Raw genomic sequence first — 19,255 nt, 5'->3', positions numbered from 1 at the left:
GATTTACGATCAGACGATTTGCTAGGTGCGATTGATATGGTTTCGCCTATTTCGCAGCATCTTTATTCGCTGAATCCGGCAGTGCTTTGGTTTCCGGTTGGGGCGGACCGCCACCCACTTCCTCGTCTACATAGAAAATACCTTCAATATTATGAATGGTATATATGGTCATTTGCTGGTTCGAGTCGAAGCCGTGTCCTGTGATAATTTTGTCCGGTTGCTGGATACGTATAAACTTGTCGGAATACACTTTTTGAGTGGCCTCATTCCAATAGAGCAGTTCTGTATTAAAACGCTCTCCTTTGCGGTTCTGTATATCCACATTCCCTATCAGCTTCCAAAGCCTTTCTTTGTCATAATAATAGGCAGTATCTGCTTTAATACTGGCTTCTATATTAAAGATAGAGTCGAACTGTTCCATGTACACACCTTTTTCAAACGCCCAATACGAAGGCTTTTTACGGTCGTACATCATCCACTCTTCCGTATTCACCCTATAACGTGTCACTCCGGAATCGGAAATAAGGGTAGTGACTCCTAATGTGGTCATCATCGGAAGAGAATCACGTTCTGTGATAGCCTCTCCCATAGCTTTCTGCTTGCCGCCACAGGAAGATAATAAAAGAAGCATAACAACCACCCCGAAGGTGATTGTTATGCTCATGCTTTTATGCAATAAACGGTTTCTTCGTTTTCGCAACATACGGTTATCTAATCGTTGTAGTCTCTCCTATCCAACCGCCGACAGTGATGCGGTCGCCTTGCTTGTAACCTAACATAAACAGGTCTTTAGCTTGCGGAGTATGGCCAGAATATCTACCGATCAATTTGTTAGCTTCTTCAGCTACGCTCGGATCTACTTGTTTTGCACGTTGCAGTTTGTCGATCACTGCAAAATAAGTACATTTGTTCAAAGCAGATTCGTCGCTCCAGTTAGGGCTCATTGCATAAAGATTGGCAATCAGGATGTATGGAGCACCGTAGTTTTCGTTAAGGCTAATAGCTTTTTGGCAATACGCTCTTGCTTGAGACAGTTTTTTGGCAGAAGCCAATACTGCCGCAGCAGCGTATGCTTTTTCAGCCTTCTTCAAATTGTCAGTTTCGAGGTTCACTGCTTCGTCGAAGAATTTCACTGCGCTGTCGATATCACCTTTCTTGAATGCCTGATAAGCACATCCTGTAGCAGCTTCCGCACTAGGTTCTATCTTGTAAACGTAGAAAGCAGCCTGTTGGTAAGCATCGCTTTCAGTACATTTCATCATTTTCATGATGTCGATTACTTTTTTCAGGTAAGCCAAGTCAGTCTGGTTAGCTTCTACCTTCGGTCCATAGATGTTTTGCAGCGATTCACAATCAGCTGTTCCGCTATTTACAAACAAAGCAACCAGATTATCTTTGATACCTAGCAAGTTTTTCTTCTTTGCTTCGTTCGTTTCAGTGGCAATAGCAGCATCAGCATATTCAGAAGCAGCCAAATAATCCTGAATGAATTGTTCTTTATGGGCAGGATCTGTTTTCAGTTTATCCAAAGACATTTGCAGGAAATAGAAGATAGTAGCAGCAGCAGATTCTGCTTTTACTGCATTTACCGACTGGCTCAACCATTGATAAGCCTGATTAACATCAATTTTCGGAGCGAAAGCGATGTAATCTACCGCTTTGATACCCAGAGCTTCGTCAGCAGAAGACACTTTTGTGCCTTTAGCCAAGAACTCATCTGTATATTTGATACGCAAGTCATGCGTATTCATCAACTCATCAAAATATTTCTGATATTCCGGATTATTCCGATCCTTGATTTGTCCCATCAAGCCTTTCAGAATTTTATATCCGTCAGTAAAAGTATAGAAACGAAGCGTCGGGCAGTTTTCCAACACAGCTTTCCAAGGAGTATACGCATCTTTAAAATTACCTGCACGCACAGCTTCATGCGAGATACTACTGTTCGAGTTACAGTTAGTCGCATCCTGTGCTACCACAGTGGTTGCCCCAGCCGAAAGGAACAACATAGCCACAAGCGTTTTAATTTTCATTGTATCTAAATTTTAGTTGTTATTATTATATCCGTCTATTCTTTCTCTTTTAACATTCATCTCCATTACTCTACTCTGCGCTTGAAGAACCAACGTTCGTTGAACGTCAATCCGATGCTAACGCGGAAGATATTTTCGTTTACAAAAGTCGATTCCTGTCCACTGATACGAACAAACTGTCCGCTGACGCTCAGAATGGAACGGGAACGAGGCACAGGCAGACCGAAGCCGGCAGTTACGCCATATTCGCGAGTAGCCTTTTTACCGTCGATCTTATAATACGGAGTCGTATAATAAGCTCCCAAACGATATTTTATATGGGATAAATAGGAACGCCCGATCAAATTGGGAATATATTCCGCACCCACTGATATTTTATGACGGTCACAATACGCGTATGTTTCATTGAAATCATCACGCATAGCATCATCCGATGTATTTACGCCAAACTCAGCTTTCGACCACTGCTGCAAACTATAATCTGCACCGATAGTCAAGCGTTTGTCATAGTTATATGTGAATCCGGCTCCAAACACATTCGGAAGCTCCAGTGTGGCATCCAAATTGTTGCTGTTAGTCGAACTAACCTGTGTCGTTACAGTATAATCATTATTCAGTTTATGTTTCGGAGAAAAAACCGCTCCGATTGTCACTGAATGTTTTTTATTCAACTCTTGTGTGTATTGCGCTCCAAAATCCAACTTATAGTCTGAAACCGATACGGAAGTTTGGCTTATATACGAATTAGCAGAAGCTGTGCTCGGATAAAGCATTGTTAAAGAGCGGGTCATGTCTCCCCAAAAATAAGAAGCGTTCACACCCACAGACAGGTTTTTCAGGATTTTCACTCCGGCACCAACGTACAACTGATGCAAACCGCCTTCACCAACAAGGCTTTTCGTACTATACGGAGAAACACTTGTAGATTCATTGCTTTCCGACACGTTGTATCCTATATTAGAGAACGGCAACAACCCGATACCCATCGCCACTCTCGGATGCAAACGAAATTGCATAGCCAGATAGTCGAAGCTAGAGTTTTTAGCGTTCAGTTTCACACCGCCGCCACTAACATTCATATTTTGCAGACTAACTCCTCCTTCAAAAATAAACGTCAACGAGTCAATGGCTGTATACGAAGCAGGATTCAGCGGATTGATCTGTGCTCCATCCCGAAGTCCAAAAGCAATCCCCCCCATCGCCTTGCTATTACCGAAACTCTGATCGGACAAGTCGCCATAGCCATATCGTGTATAAGGAGAGTTTGTATTATTTTGAGCGATTGCCATTCCAGTAACCATCATGAGCAAAAGCGCACAAAGTGTGTGTTTAAATCCTACCATTATTATAGTTTAAAATTCTATTTAATCCTTTCAACACTAAAAATCTATCTGCAAAGATGATACTTTTTACGCTGCTATCAAAAGAAAATTCATCTCCGCCCGTTAAAAAAACCAAAAGTTCAGGATATTTATGCTTCATAGACTCAATATAACCTGAAATTTCGTATTCCATCCCTTTCATCACCCCGGCGCGTATAGCCGTTTCGGTGTCCCGTCCCATCGGGAGCTTGCGCCCGTCGGTGCCAACCAAAGGCAAACGTCCTGTAAACTGATGAAGTGCTTTAAAACGCATCTGCATACCGGGAGAAATATTACCACCATGATACTGGCCTTTTGAGTCAATAAACTCGTAAGTAATACAAGTTCCCGCATCAACCACCAATATATCCCGGTGAGGAAACTGCTCATTAGCACCCACTACGGCAGCCATACGATCATATCCCAATGTTTCGGGAGTTTCGTACAGGTTGACAACCGGAAGCGGAGTCTGATGATTGAGCCACAGCAAAGGAAACGGCAAAGCAGCCAAATCAGCTAAAACCTTTTCGTTTAAATCAATGACAGTAGCCACAATCCCCTGTTCAATCGGATATTTGGAACAAAGAGCTTTCAGGCAACCCAGCGACTGATTGGATTCGGTCAACACCTCCACCATCTCTCCAACGTTGAAGAGAGCAACCTTTGCCATTGTATTTCCTATGTCGATAATTAAATTCAATGCATTTTCGTCTTTAGCGAGCGCAAAGGTAAGGTAAAAAAAGTAAAATGGAAGCACATATAGCAGGAATTATCTTATTTTTCTCATCTCCCTCACAAAGGGTGTCATTCAAGCCCGGGGATAAACCACTGTCAGCTATAGGATAAACGTAAATGGTCCCTGGGGTGAGCTTCTTTCAGCCCACGCTTGAAGAGCGGTCAAGTGCCGCCTTGAGAACACGCTGGTCCGGCCTCACAAATCCGACTTTATCTTATCGACGACGATAGATTCTTTTCTGTTCTTTTCTGTTTGCGCGCGCGTGTATAGCGTATATTTCATTTATTAATCAGATAGTTACGCGTCCCTTTAACACTTTGTTTAACACTTAGGTAATCATTACCCAATGATTAACCAACACGTAACCAATCCGTTTCCAACGAGTTTCGCCTTCCTTTTTCCTCTCTCCAATTCTGTCTCAAAACAGACTAAAAGAACAGGAGAATCCATCTATTTTTCAAATCTCTCCTCTAAAGAAAAAAACTTTTCTTTATTCAACTGGCATATAAACCGAGATTTATATTTAAATTTGTCACCAAAATAAAACGAACCTGCTAATGAAACGGTTTTTCTTATATACGCTCCTCTCCTTCTTCCTGTTGCTTCCGTCCGCCGGACAAGCATCTGCCAACAGTAACGACTCCATCCGCTTGAGCTTGTTGACTTGCGCTCCCGGAGAAGAAATATATTCCTTGTTCGGACACACTGCCATCCGCTATGAAAATCCTTCACAAGGGATTGACGTTGTGTTCAATTACGGATTATTCAGTTTCAACACTCCTAATTTCATCTTCCGCTTCTCGCTCGGAGAAACTGATTATCAGTTGGGAGTAACTGACTATGAGCGATTTGTGGCTGAATACACATTCTACGGGCGCAGCGTATGGCAGCAGACACTGAATCTGACTAACGAAGAAAAAGCAAAACTAATCCAGTTATTACAAGAAAATTATCGCCCGGAAAACCGGGTGTATCGTTATAATTTCTTTTACGACAATTGCGCCACCCGTCCTCGGAACAAGATAGAAGAAAGCATTGCAGGAAAGGTGGTTTATCCGATAGCACCGCTGGATGGTTCGCGCACTTTCCGCGACATCGTACATCAATATTGCAAAGGACATCCGTGGGCGCGTTTCGGCATCGACCTCTGCATCGGAAGAGAAGCCGACCAACCCATCACACAACGGCAAATGATGTTTGCTCCTTTCTATCTGATGGATGCTTTCGACGGCACATATATTTTCACAGATACCTATTTCCGTCCACTTGTCAAGACCAAAGAGAAGATAATCGACGTCACTCCCGAACCGGATGAAAGCGACTGGACGCCTACTCCGCTCCAATGCTCGTTACTTTTATTTATACTGACAGCCGCCGCCACGATCTATGGCATCCGCCGGAGAACCGGATTATGGGGGATCGACCTTGTTCTTTTTGGCATGGCAGGTATCGCGGGATGCATCCTCGCCTTCCTCGCCCTCTTCTCCCAACACCCGGCAGTCAGTTCCAATTTCCTGTTATTGGTCTTCCATCCGGGGCAACTTCTTTTCCTTCCCTACATTGTATATTGTGTCCGAAAAGGGAAGAAATGCTGGTACTTGACCTTGAATCTAGTTGTTTTAACACTTTTTATAGTGCTTTTTCCTGTAATTCCGCAAAGATTTGACTTTGCTGTTGTACCTTTGGCACTCATTTTGCTGATACGTTCAGCAAGCAATCCGATTGTGACATCTAAAAAGAAATAATGAAAGGACTACTAACTTCCCTCATCACCGTACTGACTTTCACCGGGCTACAAGCCCAGTCACTGCCTTCCGCCCCTAAATTAGTGGTAGGGTTGACCATTGACCAATTACGTACGGACTATCTGGAAGCATTTTCGTCACTTTACGGCGAGAAAGGCTTCAAACGTCTTTGGAAAGAGGGAAGAGTGTTCCATAATGCCGAATATACCTTCTGCGGCGTAGACCGTGCTTCTGCCATCGCAGCCATTTACAGCGGTACGACGCCTTCCGTGAACGGAATCATCTCCCAACGATGGATGGACGCCTCTACCCTTCGCCCCGTCAACAGTACGGACGATACCGAATTCATGGGATATTACACCGACCAAACCGCCGCACCCACCAAATTACTGACTTCCACCATTGCCGACGAGCTTAAAATAGCTACCCAAGGCAAAGGACTCGTATATGCCATCGCCCCCGATTGCGATGCCGCGCTTTTCGCAGCCGGACATGCCGGAAACGGTGCTTTCTGGCTCAATCCCAACACCGGAAAATGGAGCGGAACGACCTATTATGGAGAGTTTCCGTGGTGGGCAAGCCAATACAATGACCGGCAGGCGATTGATTTCCGTATTGCGGGTATGACATGGGAACCGGTATTCCCCCGTAGCATGTACACTTTTCTGCCAGATTGGCGGGATATACTCTTCAAATATAAATTTGACGACGACCGTAACAATAAGTACAAACGCTTCATCGCCAGCCCTTTTGTGAATGATGAAGTGAACGCACTTGCCGAAGAGGCATTGAACAAAAGCTCCATCGGTATGGATGACATTACTGACTTATTGGCACTCACTTATTATGCAGGAAACTACGCACATAAATCCGTACAGGAATGTGCCATGGAAATACAAGACACCTACGTGCGTCTCGACCGCAGTATCGAAAACCTGCTCGAAGCGCTCGACAAGAAAGTAGGACTACAAAACGTGCTTATTTTCGTCACTTCCACCGGATATACGGACAGCGAATCGGCTGACTCGGGATTGTACAAGATTCCCGGTGGAGAGTTTTATCTCAACCGTTGTGCAGCCTTATTGAATATGTACCTGATGGCTACGTATGGCGAAGGAAAGTATGTGGAAGCTCACCACAACCTGCAGATTTACCTGAATCATAAATTGCTGGAAAAGAAGGAACTGAATCTGGCAGAGATCCAACAAAAGTCAGCAGAATTCTTGATGCAGTTCAGCGGAGTGAACGAAGCATATTCAGCCAACCGACTGTTGCTGGGTTCATGGACGCCGGAAATTCATAAAATACGCAACGGCTACCACCGCAAACGTTCGGGCGACCTCATCATCGACGTCCTTCCCGGATGGACCATCGTCAACGAGAACAGCGGCGAAAACAAAGTGGTACGTCATTCTTATATCCCTTCACCGCTGATTTTCATGGGACATTCCGTAAAACCGGCCATTATCCAGACACCTGTAACCATTGAACATATTGCGCCCACACTGGCACATTTCATGCGCATCCGGGCTCCCAATGCCTGTACTTCTGCTCCAATTACCGACCTACGGTAAAAAATTACTCACAAAAACAGGGAGCAAAACATAAATAAATCAGCATTTTAATGTAACTTTGCGGAGATTATTCGCCACAAATCCCACAGATTCACACAGATTAAAAAGAAATATCTGTGTTCTATATGAAAAAATCTGTGTAAATCCGTGAAATCTGTGGTGCAGAAAAAGATAAATAATAAACTAAATGATATAACATGGGATTTAATGAATTTTTAAGCTCGATTTTCGGAAACAAATCCACACGAGACATGAAAGAAATCAAGCCCTGGGTGGAAAAGGTCAAAGCTGCCTACCCGGAGGTTGAGAAACTGGACAACGATGCCCTCCGTGCCAAAACGGAAGAACTCAAAAAATATATCCATGAATCGGCTACTGCCGAACGTGCGAAAGTGGCAGAGTTGAAGGCAAGCATCGAGACACTGGAACTGGAAGACCGCGAAGAAGTCTTCGCACAAATCGATAAGATAGAAAAAGAAATTCTGGAGAAATATGAAAAAGCACTGGACGAAGTACTGCCCGTTGCTTTTTCTATCGTGAAAGCCACTGCCAAACGTTTCACAGAAAATGAAGAAATCGTTGTTACCGCTACGGATTTTGACCGCCAACTGGCTGCAACGAAAGACTTTGTACGTATCGAAGGCGACAAGGCCATCTATCAGAACCACTGGATAGCCGGCGGTAACGACACGGTATGGAACATGGTTCACTACGATGTACAGCTCTTTGGTGGTGTCGTTCTGCATAAAGGTAAGATTGCGGAAATGGCAACCGGTGAAGGTAAAACATTGGTGGCTACTCTCCCGGTATTCCTCAACGCTCTGACCGGAAACGGTGTGCACGTGGTTACCGTGAATGATTACCTCGCCAAACGTGACTCCGAATGGATGGGACCTCTTTATATGTTCCACGGATTGAGCGTGGATTGTATCGACCGCCATCAACCGAACTCCGACGCACGCCGTCAGGCATATCTGGCAGACATCACATTCGGTACGAACAACGAATTTGGTTTCGACTACCTGCGCGACAACATGGCTATCAGCCCGAAAGACCTTGTACAACGTCAGCACAACTATGCCATCGTCGATGAGGTCGACTCGGTATTGATTGACGACGCCCGTACTCCGTTGATTATCTCCGGTCCTGTACCGAAAGGCGACGACCAATTGTTCGAGCAACTCCGTCCGTTAGTAGAACGTCTGGTAGAAGCACAGAAAGTATTGGCTACCAAATATCTCTCCGAAGCTAAGAAACTGATCGCATCCAACGATAAGAAAGAGGTGGAAGAAGGATTCCTCGCTTTATATCGCAGCCACAAGGCATTGCCGAAAAACAAGGCTTTGATTAAGTTCCTTAGTGAACAGGGTATCAAGGCGGGTATGCTCAAGACGGAAGAAATCTACATGGAACAGAACAACAAGCGTATGCATGAAGTTACTGATCCGCTGTATTTCGTGATCGACGAGAAACTGAATAGTGTAGACCTGACAGATAAGGGTGTAGACCTGATTACCGGTAACTCTGAAGACCCGACATTGTTCGTTCTTCCGGACATCGCCGGACAACTTTCGGAACTGGAAAACCAACATCTGACCAACGAGCAACTGCTTGAAAAGAAAGATGAACTTCTGACAAACTATGCCATCAAATCGGAACGTGTACACACCATCAACCAATTGTTGAAGGCTTACACCATGTTCGAGAAAGATGATGAATATGTAGTGATCGACGGACAGGTGAAGATTGTAGACGAACAGACAGGTCGTATCATGGAAGGTCGCCGCTACTCTGACGGATTGCACCAGGCTATCGAAGCCAAGGAACGCGTGAAAGTGGAAGCTGCTACGCAGACCTTCGCAACAATTACTTTGCAGAACTACTTCCGTATGTATCACAAACTGTCCGGTATGACCGGTACTGCTGAAACGGAAGCAGGCGAACTTTGGGACATCTACAAATTGGACGTAGTCGTGATCCCGACCAACCGTCCGATTGCAAGAAAGGATATGAACGACCGCGTTTACAAGACGAAACGCGAAAAGTATAAAGCTGTTATCGAGGAAATCGAAAAATTGGTTCAGGCAGGACGTCCGGTATTGGTGGGTACTACTTCGGTAGAAATCTCCGAAATGCTGAGCAAGATGCTTGCCATGCGCCATATCGAGCACAAGGTATTGAATGCGAAGTTGCATCAAAAAGAAGCAGACATCGTTGCTACTGCCGGCTTAAGCGGAACAGTAACCATTGCTACCAACATGGCTGGTCGTGGTACCGACATCAAGTTAAGTCCGGAAGTGAAGGCTGCGGGCGGTTTGGCAATCATCGGTACGGAGCGTCACGAATCCCGTCGTGTAGACCGTCAGTTGCGTGGTCGTGCAGGACGCCAGGGTGACCCAGGTTCTTCTGTATTCTTTGTGTCACTGGAAGACGATTTGATGCGTCTGTTCTCATCCGACCGTATCGCTAGCGTAATGGACAAACTCGGTTTCCAGGAAGGCGAAATGATTGAGCATAAGATGATTTCCAATTCTATCGAACGTGCCCAGAAGAAGGTGGAAGAAAACAACTTCGGTATTCGTAAACGTCTGTTGGAATATGACGACGTGATGAACAAGCAGCGTACAGTGGTTTACACCAAACGCCGCCACGCTTTGATGGGTGAACGTATCGGTATGGATATCGTGAACATGATTTGGGACCGTTGTGCCAATGCTATCGAAAACAATGATTATGAAGGCTGCCAAATGGAACTGCTTCAGACATTGGCAATGGAAACTCCGTTCACTGAAGAAGAATTCCGTAACGAGAAGAAAGAAAAGTTGGCGGAAAAGACTTTCAACATTGCGATGGATAACTTCAAACGCAAAACTGAACGTCTGGCACAGATCGCTAATCCGGTTATCAAACAGGTGTATGAAAATCAGGGACACATGTATGAAAACATCCTGATTCCTATTACAGACGGTAAACGAATGTATAATATCTCTTGTAACCTGAAAGCAGCTTACGAATCGGAATCTAAAGAAGTGGTGAAATCGTTCGAGAAATCAATCCTGCTCCACGTTATCGACGAAGCATGGAAAGAAAACCTCCGCGAACTGGACGAACTGAAACATTCCGTACAGAACGCAAGCTACGAACAGAAAGACCCGCTGTTGATTTACAAACTGGAATCTGTGAATTTGTTCGACAACATGGTGAACAAGATCAACAACCAGACTATATCTATCTTGATGCGCGGACAAATTCCTGTACAGGAAGCTCCGGACGAACAGGCTGCCCGTCGTGTGGAAGTACGTCAGGCTGCTCCTGAACAACGTCAGGATATGAGCAAGTATCGCGAAAACAAGCAGGACTTGAGTGATCCTAACCAACAGGCTGCTGCCAGCCAGGATACTCGTGAACAGCAGAGACGTGAACCCATCCGTGCAGAAAAGACTGTAGGACGTAACGATCCTTGTCCATGCGGAAGCGGCAAGAAATATAAGAACTGTCACGGTAAAAACCTTTAAGAAGTTGAGAAGAGAGAGTTGAGAGTTAAAAGTTGGGTAAGTAGGAATTTCTATTTCTTTGCGCTCATTTTTGAATCAGCTTCGCTCAAAAGCCTTATCTAATTTTTAACATTAAGGTATAATCTCAAGTTTCAATACACAAAAGAAAGTCTCAAACGGTTAAAAACTGTTTGAGACTTTCTTTTATTCCTCCAAAATTGTACTTTTGTTCAAATTACTAAATAGAACAAAACTATGGCAAAATCTTATTCACTGGCTTTCGTCACTATCTTCCTGCTGACACTGGGCAGTTGTCAGAGTTTGGAACAAATTTCCATTGATTACCTGCAACCTGCCAACTTAAGCTTTCCTCCGCAACTCCGGAAAGTAGCTATCGTGAATAACATCAGCAACGCCCCGAATAATAAACTAATAGCAGCGACTGAAAAAATCAAAGAAGGTACACCGCTGGTAAGCCGTTCCACGGCATACGCCAACGGAGATCCCAAGATTGCCACCGAATCACTGGCTGAAGAAATCGCACATCAGAATTACTTTGAAGAAGTAGTCATCTGTGATTCTGCTTTACGGGCAAACGATAAACTGGCGCGCGAAAGTACATTAAGCCAGGAGGAAGTCCGTCAATTAGCCTCTGATTTAGGAGTGGATTTTATCATTGCACTGGAAAATCTGCAACTCAAAGCAACTAAATCTGTCCGTTTTCTGAATGAGTTCAACTGTTTTCAGGGAGCAGTAGACGTAAAAGTATATCCCACAGTGAAAGTGTATCTTCCCGAACGTAACCGGCCGATGGCTACGCTCCATCCTAACGATAGCATCTTTTGGGAAGAGTTTGGAGGTACTGCCATAGAAGCTGCCAGCCGTATGATTCCCGACAAACAAATGCTGGAGGAAGCGGCGGTATTTGCCGGGACAGTTCCGGTGAAATATTTCGTTCCCATGTGGAAAAAAGGAACACGGTATCTGTATACCGGAGGCTCGGTTCCCATGCGTGATGCTGCTATCTATGTACGCGAAAATTCATGGGACGACGCATACGAACTTTGGAACCAGGCTTTCGAAGGTACCAAGAACCAAAAGAAGAAGATGCGGGCAGCTCTCAACATAGCTGTTTATTATGAAATGAAAGATAGTCTGGCCAAAGCGGAGGAATGGGCGGAAAAAGCACAGCAACTAGCCAAGAAGATTGATAAAAAGAATATCACAGATAGCGCTCAAACCAGCATTGACGATGTGCCGAATTATTATCTTACGTCCTTGTATTTAGCCGAATTGAAGGAGAGAAACGTTCAATTACCTAAGTTAAAATTACAGATGAGCCGATTTAATGATGATTTTTAAGGAAATTGTGTATCAAATCTTATTTTTTTTATACCTTTGAACTTATAAAAACAAAGAACCCATGAAACTGAGCCAACAATCACTATCCATTATCGAATCGGCTATCCAAAAGGCAGTCGCTAAATATACATGTAACTGTGAACAAACAGTTGTAACCGATATACATCTCCAACCGGACCAGACATCGGGACAACTTACTATTTACAATGATGATGATGAAGAACTGGCGAACATCATGGTCGAAGAATGGGCTACGTATGAGGGGGATGATCTTCTCGAAAATGTAGAATCTTCCTTGCAAAATATCCTTTGCAGAATGAAAGATGCCGGAGACTTCGACAAAGTGACTATCCTGAAACCTTATTCTTTCGTTCTGATAGATGAAGAGAAAGAAACTATAGCGGAATTGTTACTGGTGGACGACGATACAATCCTGGTGAACGATGAATTGCTGAAAGGGTTGGATAAGGAATTGGACGAGTTCTTAAAAGAGTTGTTGGAAAAATAATATATGGTATTTGGAGGGATATAACGAGAATAGCAAAAAAGAGGATGTCCAAAAGGGCATCCTCTTATATTATTGAAATTTAGCTATCAAGGAGTTACGCTTTCTTCAAAGCAGCAATGCTTTCTTTCAAAGAATTAATAATACTTTCAGCATCGGCCTGTTTCTTACGTTCTAGTTCGATAACAGCAGCCGGAGCATTATTGACGAATTTTTCATTGCTAAGTTTCTTCATTACACCTTGCAAGAATCCTTCTTTGTGCTTCAGTTCTGCTTCCATACGGGCAATTTCCGCTTCCACGTCAATCATATTACCCAATGGAACAGCAAATTCTGTTGTTCCCATCATGAAAGAAGCAGCACCTTCCGATTTGCTTTCCACCACTGTTACAGCAGAAAGATTACACATCTTGATAATCACCGGATTCATTTTTTCTACCGGATGACTACCCACAACCTGCAATTCGAGTTGTTCCTTCAAAGCAATATTCTTCTGCAAACGAATGCTGCGAACATTACTGATAATTTCCTTAGCCAATTCAAATTCTTTCAGGAAGTTCTCGTTTACTTCATGAGGCGCCTTCATTCGAGTAACCATCAAACTTGCACCCGGTTCGCGCTCACGCAGTTGCTGCCACAGTTCTTCTGTGATAAACGGCATGAAAGGATGCAGCAACTCAAGCAGACGTTCGAAAGAACTAAGCACCATACTATAAATAAAGCCATTAACGGGCTGTCCATAAGCAGGTTTCACAATTTCCAGCAACCAAGAAGAGAACTCATCCCAAAACAGTTTGTAAACCAGCATCAATGCTTCGCTCAAACGATATTTAGAGAACAAATCGGCAACTTCAACCGCAGCTGCATCCAGTCTTTGGTCGAACCATTGAACAGCCAGATGAGCCTCGACCGGAATTTCAATCGTATCTCCGGCATTGGTCCATCCTTTAATCAGACGGAAAGCATTCCATATCTTATTGCAGAAGTTACGTCCCTGCTCGCAAAGGGCATCATCGAAAAGAATGTCGTTGCCGGCAGGAGCCGAAAGCATCATACCCATACGCACACCGTCGGCACCATACTTTTCGATCAGTTCCAATGGATCGGGAGAGTTACCAAGCGATTTAGACATCTTACGTCCCTGTTTATCACGAACGATTCCTGTAAAGTATACGTTTTTAAACGGCATCTGTCCCTCGTATTCGTAGCCTGCCATAATCATACGAGCTACCCAGAAGAAGATAATGTCCGGTCCTGTCACAAGGTCGCTTGTCGGATAGTAGTATTTGATTTCTTCGTTGCCCGGATTGTTGATGCCATCGAACAAAGAGATAGGCCACAACCAAGAAGAGAACCAAGTGTCCAGACAGTCTTCATCCTGACGGAGTTCTTCGATTGTCAGGGCTGCGTTGCCTGTCTTTTCTTTGGCTTTTGCCAATGCTTCTTCGGGAGTAGCGGCTACTACATAACCACCTTCCGGCAGGAAGTAAGCGGGAATACGGTGTCCCCACCACAACTGGCGGCTGATACACCAGTCTTTGATGTTCTCCATCCAGTGACGGTAGGTGTTCTTATATTTTGCCGGATAGAACTTCAGGTCGTCGTTCATTACAGGCGGCAATGCCATATCCGCCAAATGCTGCATCTTAAGGAACCACTGCATAGAGAGTTTCGGCTCAATCACCACGTTGGTACGTTCCGAATATCCTACCTTATTGGTATAGGCTTCCGTCTTTTCGAGCAATCCGGCAGCTTCAAGGTCTTTCTCTATCTGTTTACGAACATCGAAACGATCCATACCGATATACATACCGGCAGCTTCGCTCAATGTACCATTGTCATTGAAGATATCGATACTAGGCAAGTTGTATTTTTCACCCAGCATATAGTCGTTTACATCATGGGCCGGGGTTACTTTCAGACAACCCGTACCGAATTCGATGTCTACATAATCATCCTCAATCACAGGAATGACACGGTTTACCAGCGGAACGATTACTTTCTTTCCTTTCAGCCACGCGTTCTTCGGGTCGTTCGGATTGATACACATAGCCGTATCACCCATAATTGTTTCAGGACGGGTGGTTGCAACAACCGCGTAGCGACCTTCCGCGTCACCTTCTACTTTGTAGCGGAGATAATACAGTTTTCCGTGTTCTTCCTTGTAGATTACCTCTTCGTCAGAAAGGGCAGTCAAGGCTTTCGGGTCCCAGTTTACCATGCGGACGCCACGATAAATCAATCCTTTATCGAACAGATCGACAAATACTTTGATTACACTTTCACTACGTTTCTTATCCATAGTGAAAGCAGTACGATCCCAGTCGCAAGATGCGCCGAGTTTACGGAGTTGTTTCAGGATAATACCACCGTGCTCGTCTGTCCATTCCCAAGCATGTTTCAGGAATTCGTCACGAGTCAGATCGGTTTTCTTGATACCTTGAGAAGCGAGTTTGTTTACAACTTTAGCTTCGGTAGCAATAGAAGCATGGTCAGTTCCCGGCACCCAGCAAGCATTCTTGCCTTCCATACGGGCACGACGAACTAAAATATCCTGGATGGTATTATTAAGCATGTGTCCCATGTGTAACACACCGGTGACGTTCGGGGGCGGGATGACGATGGTGTAAGGTTCACGGCCATCGGGTTTTGAACTGAATAATTTGTGGTCCAGCCAATACTGGTACCACTTTCCCTCCACGTCAGCGGGATTGTACTTACTTGCTAATTCCATATTGTTTTATGTATATGATAATGTATATTCTAAAAATAACGGGTGCAAAATTAATAATTTAAATTCAAATCTTACCACCCTCGGGGTGTTTCTGTGCACGGAAAGAGAATTTATATCCCTCATAAAGAGCGAATCCGTAGAATAGGGCAGTCATCGACATTACATTTTTCAACAGAATAGAGAATATCTCTCCATAGTCTACACCTGCCAGGACTTGAAAATAACCCATTTCATAATCTTGGGAGATATATCCGATAATAGACAAGAAATCACCTAAGATGCAACTAACCAGAGATAATGCCGCACCGATAATTCCAAAAATGGGACGTATTCCCTTGCCCTGCTGCATCGCAAAACCTACCATGAATCCGATAGCAATGGGCATAAATCCTATCTGACGACCTGTAGAAACGGAGATCAAGCCCCATGCCACCGCACCAACGATGCATGCGACAACTGCCCACAATACTCCTTTGGGCAGGTTCTCTTCGGCAAGCATTTCCTCTTCTGTCATGGATACCGGAAAGTCTTCCGGCTTGGGAGGCGTTAATCTTTCCAGTTCCTTATCTTGCTCAAAACTATCACATTCTTCTTCAAAAGCGGGAAGTTCTCCGGTACGTTTACAAACGAGTCCTTTTCCGTTCACAAAATCACGTGACACGCAATTCCTGCAATACTTTTCTATTTCTTCTGATGTAGCCATCTTATCCGGTTTATGTTGAATAACTTTCTCTGATTACGCAGGTACACAAAGTCACTGTTAACAGATTTTTTGCAAATATAGAGGTATTTTTTCGCGCGACGTTTATTAAATGCATATTTTTGTTGACTGATTTTATACAAATGATGAAAAATAAGCCAAATGTAAGATATTTAGCCTTAGGAGCATTATTAATCCTGGTGTGGCTAACGCAATGGATTCCTGCTCTGGCAACGATCTATTCTCAAACAATCTATCCCCTTATCTCCTACGTCCTGTCGTTTTTTTCCGGTTTATTTCCTTTTGCCATAGGGGATTTATTTATTTTCCTTAGCATCACAGGCGTGATTGTTTATCCCTTTTATGCCCGTCTCCGCAAGAAGTTGCCTTGGAAGAAAATCTTATTGCGCGACGGAGAATACTTATTATGGATTTATGTATGGTTCTATCTGGCATGGGGCCTGAACTACTCGCAGAAAAATTTCTATCAACGAACAGAAATCCCGTATACCGCCTATACTCCCGAGATTTTCCAAGAATTCGTAGATGATTATATTACTCAACTGAACCGCTCGTATACTCCTGTCAATAGTATCAATCAAGATTTGATACGAGAGGAAACTGTGCGAATCTATCATCAGTTAAGTGATAGTCTGGGCGTACATCGCCCTCCACACGAGCATCCGAGGGTGAAAACAATGTTATTCACTCCCTTCATTTCGATGGTAGGGGTAACGGGTAGCATGGGGCCTTTCTTCTGCGAGTTTACACTTAACGGAGATTTGCTTCCCGTTAATTATCCGACCACTTATGCTCACGAACTAGCCCATTTATTAGGTATCACCAGTGAAGCGGAAGCTAATTTCTATGCTTATCAGGTTTGCACCCGTTCAGAAGCGATGGGAATCCGTTTTTCCGGATATTTCTCTATATTGGGACATGTATTGGGAAATGCGCAAAGATTACTCCCGGAAGAAGAATACACCCGACTGTTTAAACGCATCCGACCGGAAATTATCGAATTGGCTAAGAATAATCAAGCGTATTGGGCTGCCAAGTATAGCCCTGTGGTCGGTGCTGTGCAGGATTGGATATATGACCTTTATCTGAAAGGGAATAAGATAGAAAGCGGACGACAAAACTATTCGGAAGTTGTGGGACTGCTCATTTCCTATCAGGAGTGGAAAAAGAAATAAAAATCAAGAACAAAAAATAGATATATTTATGTCACATACCAGACAAGAACAGATGGAAGCCTTCGGACGCTTCCTGGACATTCTCGACGAACTGCGTGTTAAATGTCCCTGGGACCGCAAACAGACCAATGAAAGTCTGCGTCCCAACACCATAGAAGAGACTTACGAACTTTGCGACGCCCTGATGAGGGATGACAAGAAAGAAATCTGCAAGGAATTGGGCGACGTATTATTGCACGTTGCTTTCTATGCCAAGATAGGCTCGGAAACAGGAGATTTTGACATCAAAGATGTTTGCGACAAACTGTGTGATAAACTGATTTTCCGCCACCCGCATGTATTCGGAGAGGTAAAAGCAGAGACAGCAGGACAAGTTTCCGAGAATTGGGAACAGTTGAAGCTAAAGGAGAAAGACGGCAATAAGAGTGTCTTGAGCGGTGTACCTACTGCCCTCCCCTCGCTCATCAAGGCTTATCGTATTCAAGACAAAGCCCGCAATGTAGGCTTCGACTGGGAAGAGCGTGAACAAGTATGGGATAAAGTGAAGGAAGAAATCGGAGAATTCCAGGATGAAGTAGCCAATATGGATAAGGACAAGGCGGAAGCTGAATTCGGTGACGTCATGTTTAGTCTTATCAATGCAGCGCGTCTCTACAAGATCAATCCTGATAATGCTTTGGAACTTACCAATCAAAAGTTTATCCGTCGCTTCAATTATTTGGAGGAACATACTATCAAGGAAGGAAAAAGCCTGAAAGATATGTCTCTCGAAGAGATGGATGCTATTTGGAATGAAGCAAAGAAAAAAGGACTGTAAGACCTATGAGTAACATTGATTTAATGGAGGCTCTATTCTGTGCGAGTAGAGCCTTTATTAAATCAAACAGAGCGTCTGATTCATAAATAGACGCTCTGTTTTTCTTTATTTCTTCTTCGAATCGTTTCCTTTATCCTTGCCACGATTCATCCCTTTTATCATCTCTCGGTGGAAGCGCATTTCTGCACGCTGCACGAGAAATATCTTCTTACTTGAAAGAATCTTCTTGAACTTACCCAGATAAGTCTTATCAAGTTGGTCGGCAGCAATACGATTGTCGGCTATCTTATCGTTGATTTCGGCATATTGAGCTTCCGTCGTCTTATCATCTTTACCTTTGCGCATCAAATCCCACGATTCATCATTCAGCTTCTTCTTCTTATCCTGAAGTTCAAAATAGAGGGGAAAAAACTTAGCAGCCTCCTTGTTACTCAATCCAGCCTGTTCGATAATGAATTCCTTTTGTTTTGCCCTGAACTCCTCCCGGGATAAATGCTGATCACATCTGTCAGCAGCCCAAAGAACAGGCATAAAGCCACACAACAAAACGACTAATGCGATTACTTTTCTCATTTTCTGTATTCAATCAATTTTAATAAATCATTCTACACTTGCGTCACTCAAATAAACATATAACGAATAATCATCCAGCATGGCACGGTCTAGTGCCACATCCAGCATTTCGTCCGATACAACTTCAGTATCTACCTCCGTCACCGCCACTTCATCGACCGCAGCAGGTTTGTGTTCTGTCGACGCTACCCGGATAATCAGGGCCGCGCCTACAAACATAGCGGCGAGATAGAGCAATGGTTTCAGTCTTGTCCATGTGCTGACAGATTCTTCCTCAAAAACAACTTTTTCTTTTTCAGGAAGTTTATTTATTACCTCCGAAGTCAGGTTTTCAAAGTAACCATCAGGCACTTTGAAGGAATTTTCCTTACCAAGCTTCTTCAATAAGATATCTTCTTCTTTCATACGTTTTTCTCCTCTCTTTT

15 protein-coding genes are annotated in these 19,255 nt (G+C 43.9%); 7 read left to right on the top strand and 8 right to left on the bottom strand.

Annotated elements, in window-relative coordinates; translation table 11 throughout:
* Positions 1–46 precede the first annotated feature (46 nt).
* The 4 genes from lptC to A4V03_RS03165 form a co-directional block, all read right to left on the bottom strand.
* Positions 47–664, bottom strand: coding sequence for an LPS export ABC transporter periplasmic protein LptC (gene lptC / locus A4V03_RS03180; protein ID WP_065537938.1), 618 nt, complete (start codon positions 662–664; stop codon positions 47–49).
* A 43-nt stretch (positions 665–707) separates the two neighbouring features.
* Entirely contained in the window at positions 708–2,033 is a 1,326-nt protein-coding gene (locus A4V03_RS03175; protein WP_065537937.1) for a hypothetical protein, read from the bottom strand.
* Between the two features lie 65 nt (positions 2,034–2,098).
* Positions 2,099–3,376: an OmpP1/FadL family transporter gene (locus A4V03_RS03170; protein WP_065537936.1), complete on the bottom strand. Its 1,278-nt coding sequence runs from the start codon at positions 3,374–3,376 to the stop codon at positions 2,099–2,101.
* The gene (locus A4V03_RS03165; RefSeq protein ID WP_084081106.1) at positions 3,363–4,094 is read right to left on the bottom strand and encodes a type III pantothenate kinase; all 732 of its coding nucleotides are present in this window, start codon (positions 4,092–4,094) and stop codon (positions 3,363–3,365) included. The genes A4V03_RS03170 and A4V03_RS03165 overlap by 14 nt, the downstream gene beginning before the upstream one ends.
* 593 nt (positions 4,095–4,687) lie before the next feature.
* Here A4V03_RS03165 and lnb point away from each other — a divergent pair.
* The 5 genes from lnb to A4V03_RS03140 all read left to right on the top strand — a co-directional run bounded on the left by lnb (position 4,688) and on the right by A4V03_RS03140 (position 12,813).
* A complete protein-coding gene (lnb, locus tag A4V03_RS03160) occupies positions 4,688–5,875 on the top strand; it encodes a lipoprotein N-acyltransferase Lnb (RefSeq protein ID WP_065537934.1) in 1,188 nt (395 codons plus the stop codon).
* Positions 5,875–7,449, top strand: a complete 1,575-nt coding sequence (locus A4V03_RS03155) for an alkaline phosphatase family protein (protein WP_065537933.1) — start codon at positions 5,875–5,877, stop codon at positions 7,447–7,449. The genes lnb and A4V03_RS03155 overlap by 1 nt, the downstream gene beginning before the upstream one ends.
* 197 nt (positions 7,450–7,646) lie before the next feature.
* The gene (gene secA, locus A4V03_RS03150; protein WP_065537932.1) at positions 7,647–10,964 is read left to right on the top strand and encodes a preprotein translocase subunit SecA; all 3,318 of its coding nucleotides are present in this window, start codon (positions 7,647–7,649) and stop codon (positions 10,962–10,964) included.
* Positions 10,965–11,198: 234 nt separating this feature from the next.
* Positions 11,199–12,305: a DUF6340 family protein gene (locus A4V03_RS03145; RefSeq protein WP_065537931.1), complete on the top strand. Its 1,107-nt coding sequence runs from the start codon at positions 11,199–11,201 to the stop codon at positions 12,303–12,305.
* A 61-nt stretch (positions 12,306–12,366) separates the two neighbouring features.
* The gene (locus A4V03_RS03140; protein ID WP_065537930.1) at positions 12,367–12,813 is read left to right on the top strand and encodes a hypothetical protein; all 447 of its coding nucleotides are present in this window, start codon (positions 12,367–12,369) and stop codon (positions 12,811–12,813) included.
* Between the two features lie 94 nt (positions 12,814–12,907).
* Here A4V03_RS03140 and A4V03_RS03135 read toward each other — a convergent pair whose 3' ends face one another.
* The gene (locus A4V03_RS03135) at positions 12,908–15,544 is read right to left on the bottom strand and encodes a valine--tRNA ligase (RefSeq protein ID WP_065537929.1); all 2,637 of its coding nucleotides are present in this window, start codon (positions 15,542–15,544) and stop codon (positions 12,908–12,910) included.
* Positions 15,545–15,608: 64 nt separating this feature from the next.
* Positions 15,609–16,247, bottom strand: a complete 639-nt coding sequence (locus A4V03_RS03130) for a hypothetical protein (protein ID WP_065537928.1) — start codon at positions 16,245–16,247, stop codon at positions 15,609–15,611.
* A gap of 140 nt (positions 16,248–16,387) precedes the next feature.
* Here A4V03_RS03130 and A4V03_RS03125 point away from each other — a divergent pair, with 140 nt between their 5' ends.
* Positions 16,388–17,440: a DUF3810 domain-containing protein gene (locus A4V03_RS03125; protein ID WP_065537927.1), complete on the top strand. Its 1,053-nt coding sequence runs from the start codon at positions 16,388–16,390 to the stop codon at positions 17,438–17,440.
* Between the two features lie 28 nt (positions 17,441–17,468).
* Entirely contained in the window at positions 17,469–18,257 is a 789-nt protein-coding gene (mazG, locus tag A4V03_RS03120; RefSeq protein WP_065537926.1) for a nucleoside triphosphate pyrophosphohydrolase, read from the top strand.
* Between the two features lie 105 nt (positions 18,258–18,362).
* Here the strand turns inward: mazG and A4V03_RS03115 are convergent, their stop codons facing one another.
* Positions 18,363–18,830 (bottom strand): hypothetical protein, encoded by a 468-nt coding sequence (locus A4V03_RS03115; protein ID WP_065537925.1) that lies wholly within the window; start codon positions 18,828–18,830, stop codon positions 18,363–18,365.
* Between the two features lie 27 nt (positions 18,831–18,857).
* Positions 18,858–19,235, bottom strand: coding sequence for a hypothetical protein (locus A4V03_RS03110; protein ID WP_065537924.1), 378 nt, complete (start codon positions 19,233–19,235; stop codon positions 18,858–18,860).
* Positions 19,236–19,255 lie beyond the last annotated feature (20 nt).

The organism is Bacteroides caecimuris (assembly GCF_001688725.2).
Taxonomy (GTDB): domain Bacteria; phylum Bacteroidota; class Bacteroidia; order Bacteroidales; family Bacteroidaceae; genus Bacteroides; species Bacteroides caecimuris.
This window is presented reverse-complemented; position numbering and strand designations above follow the sequence as displayed.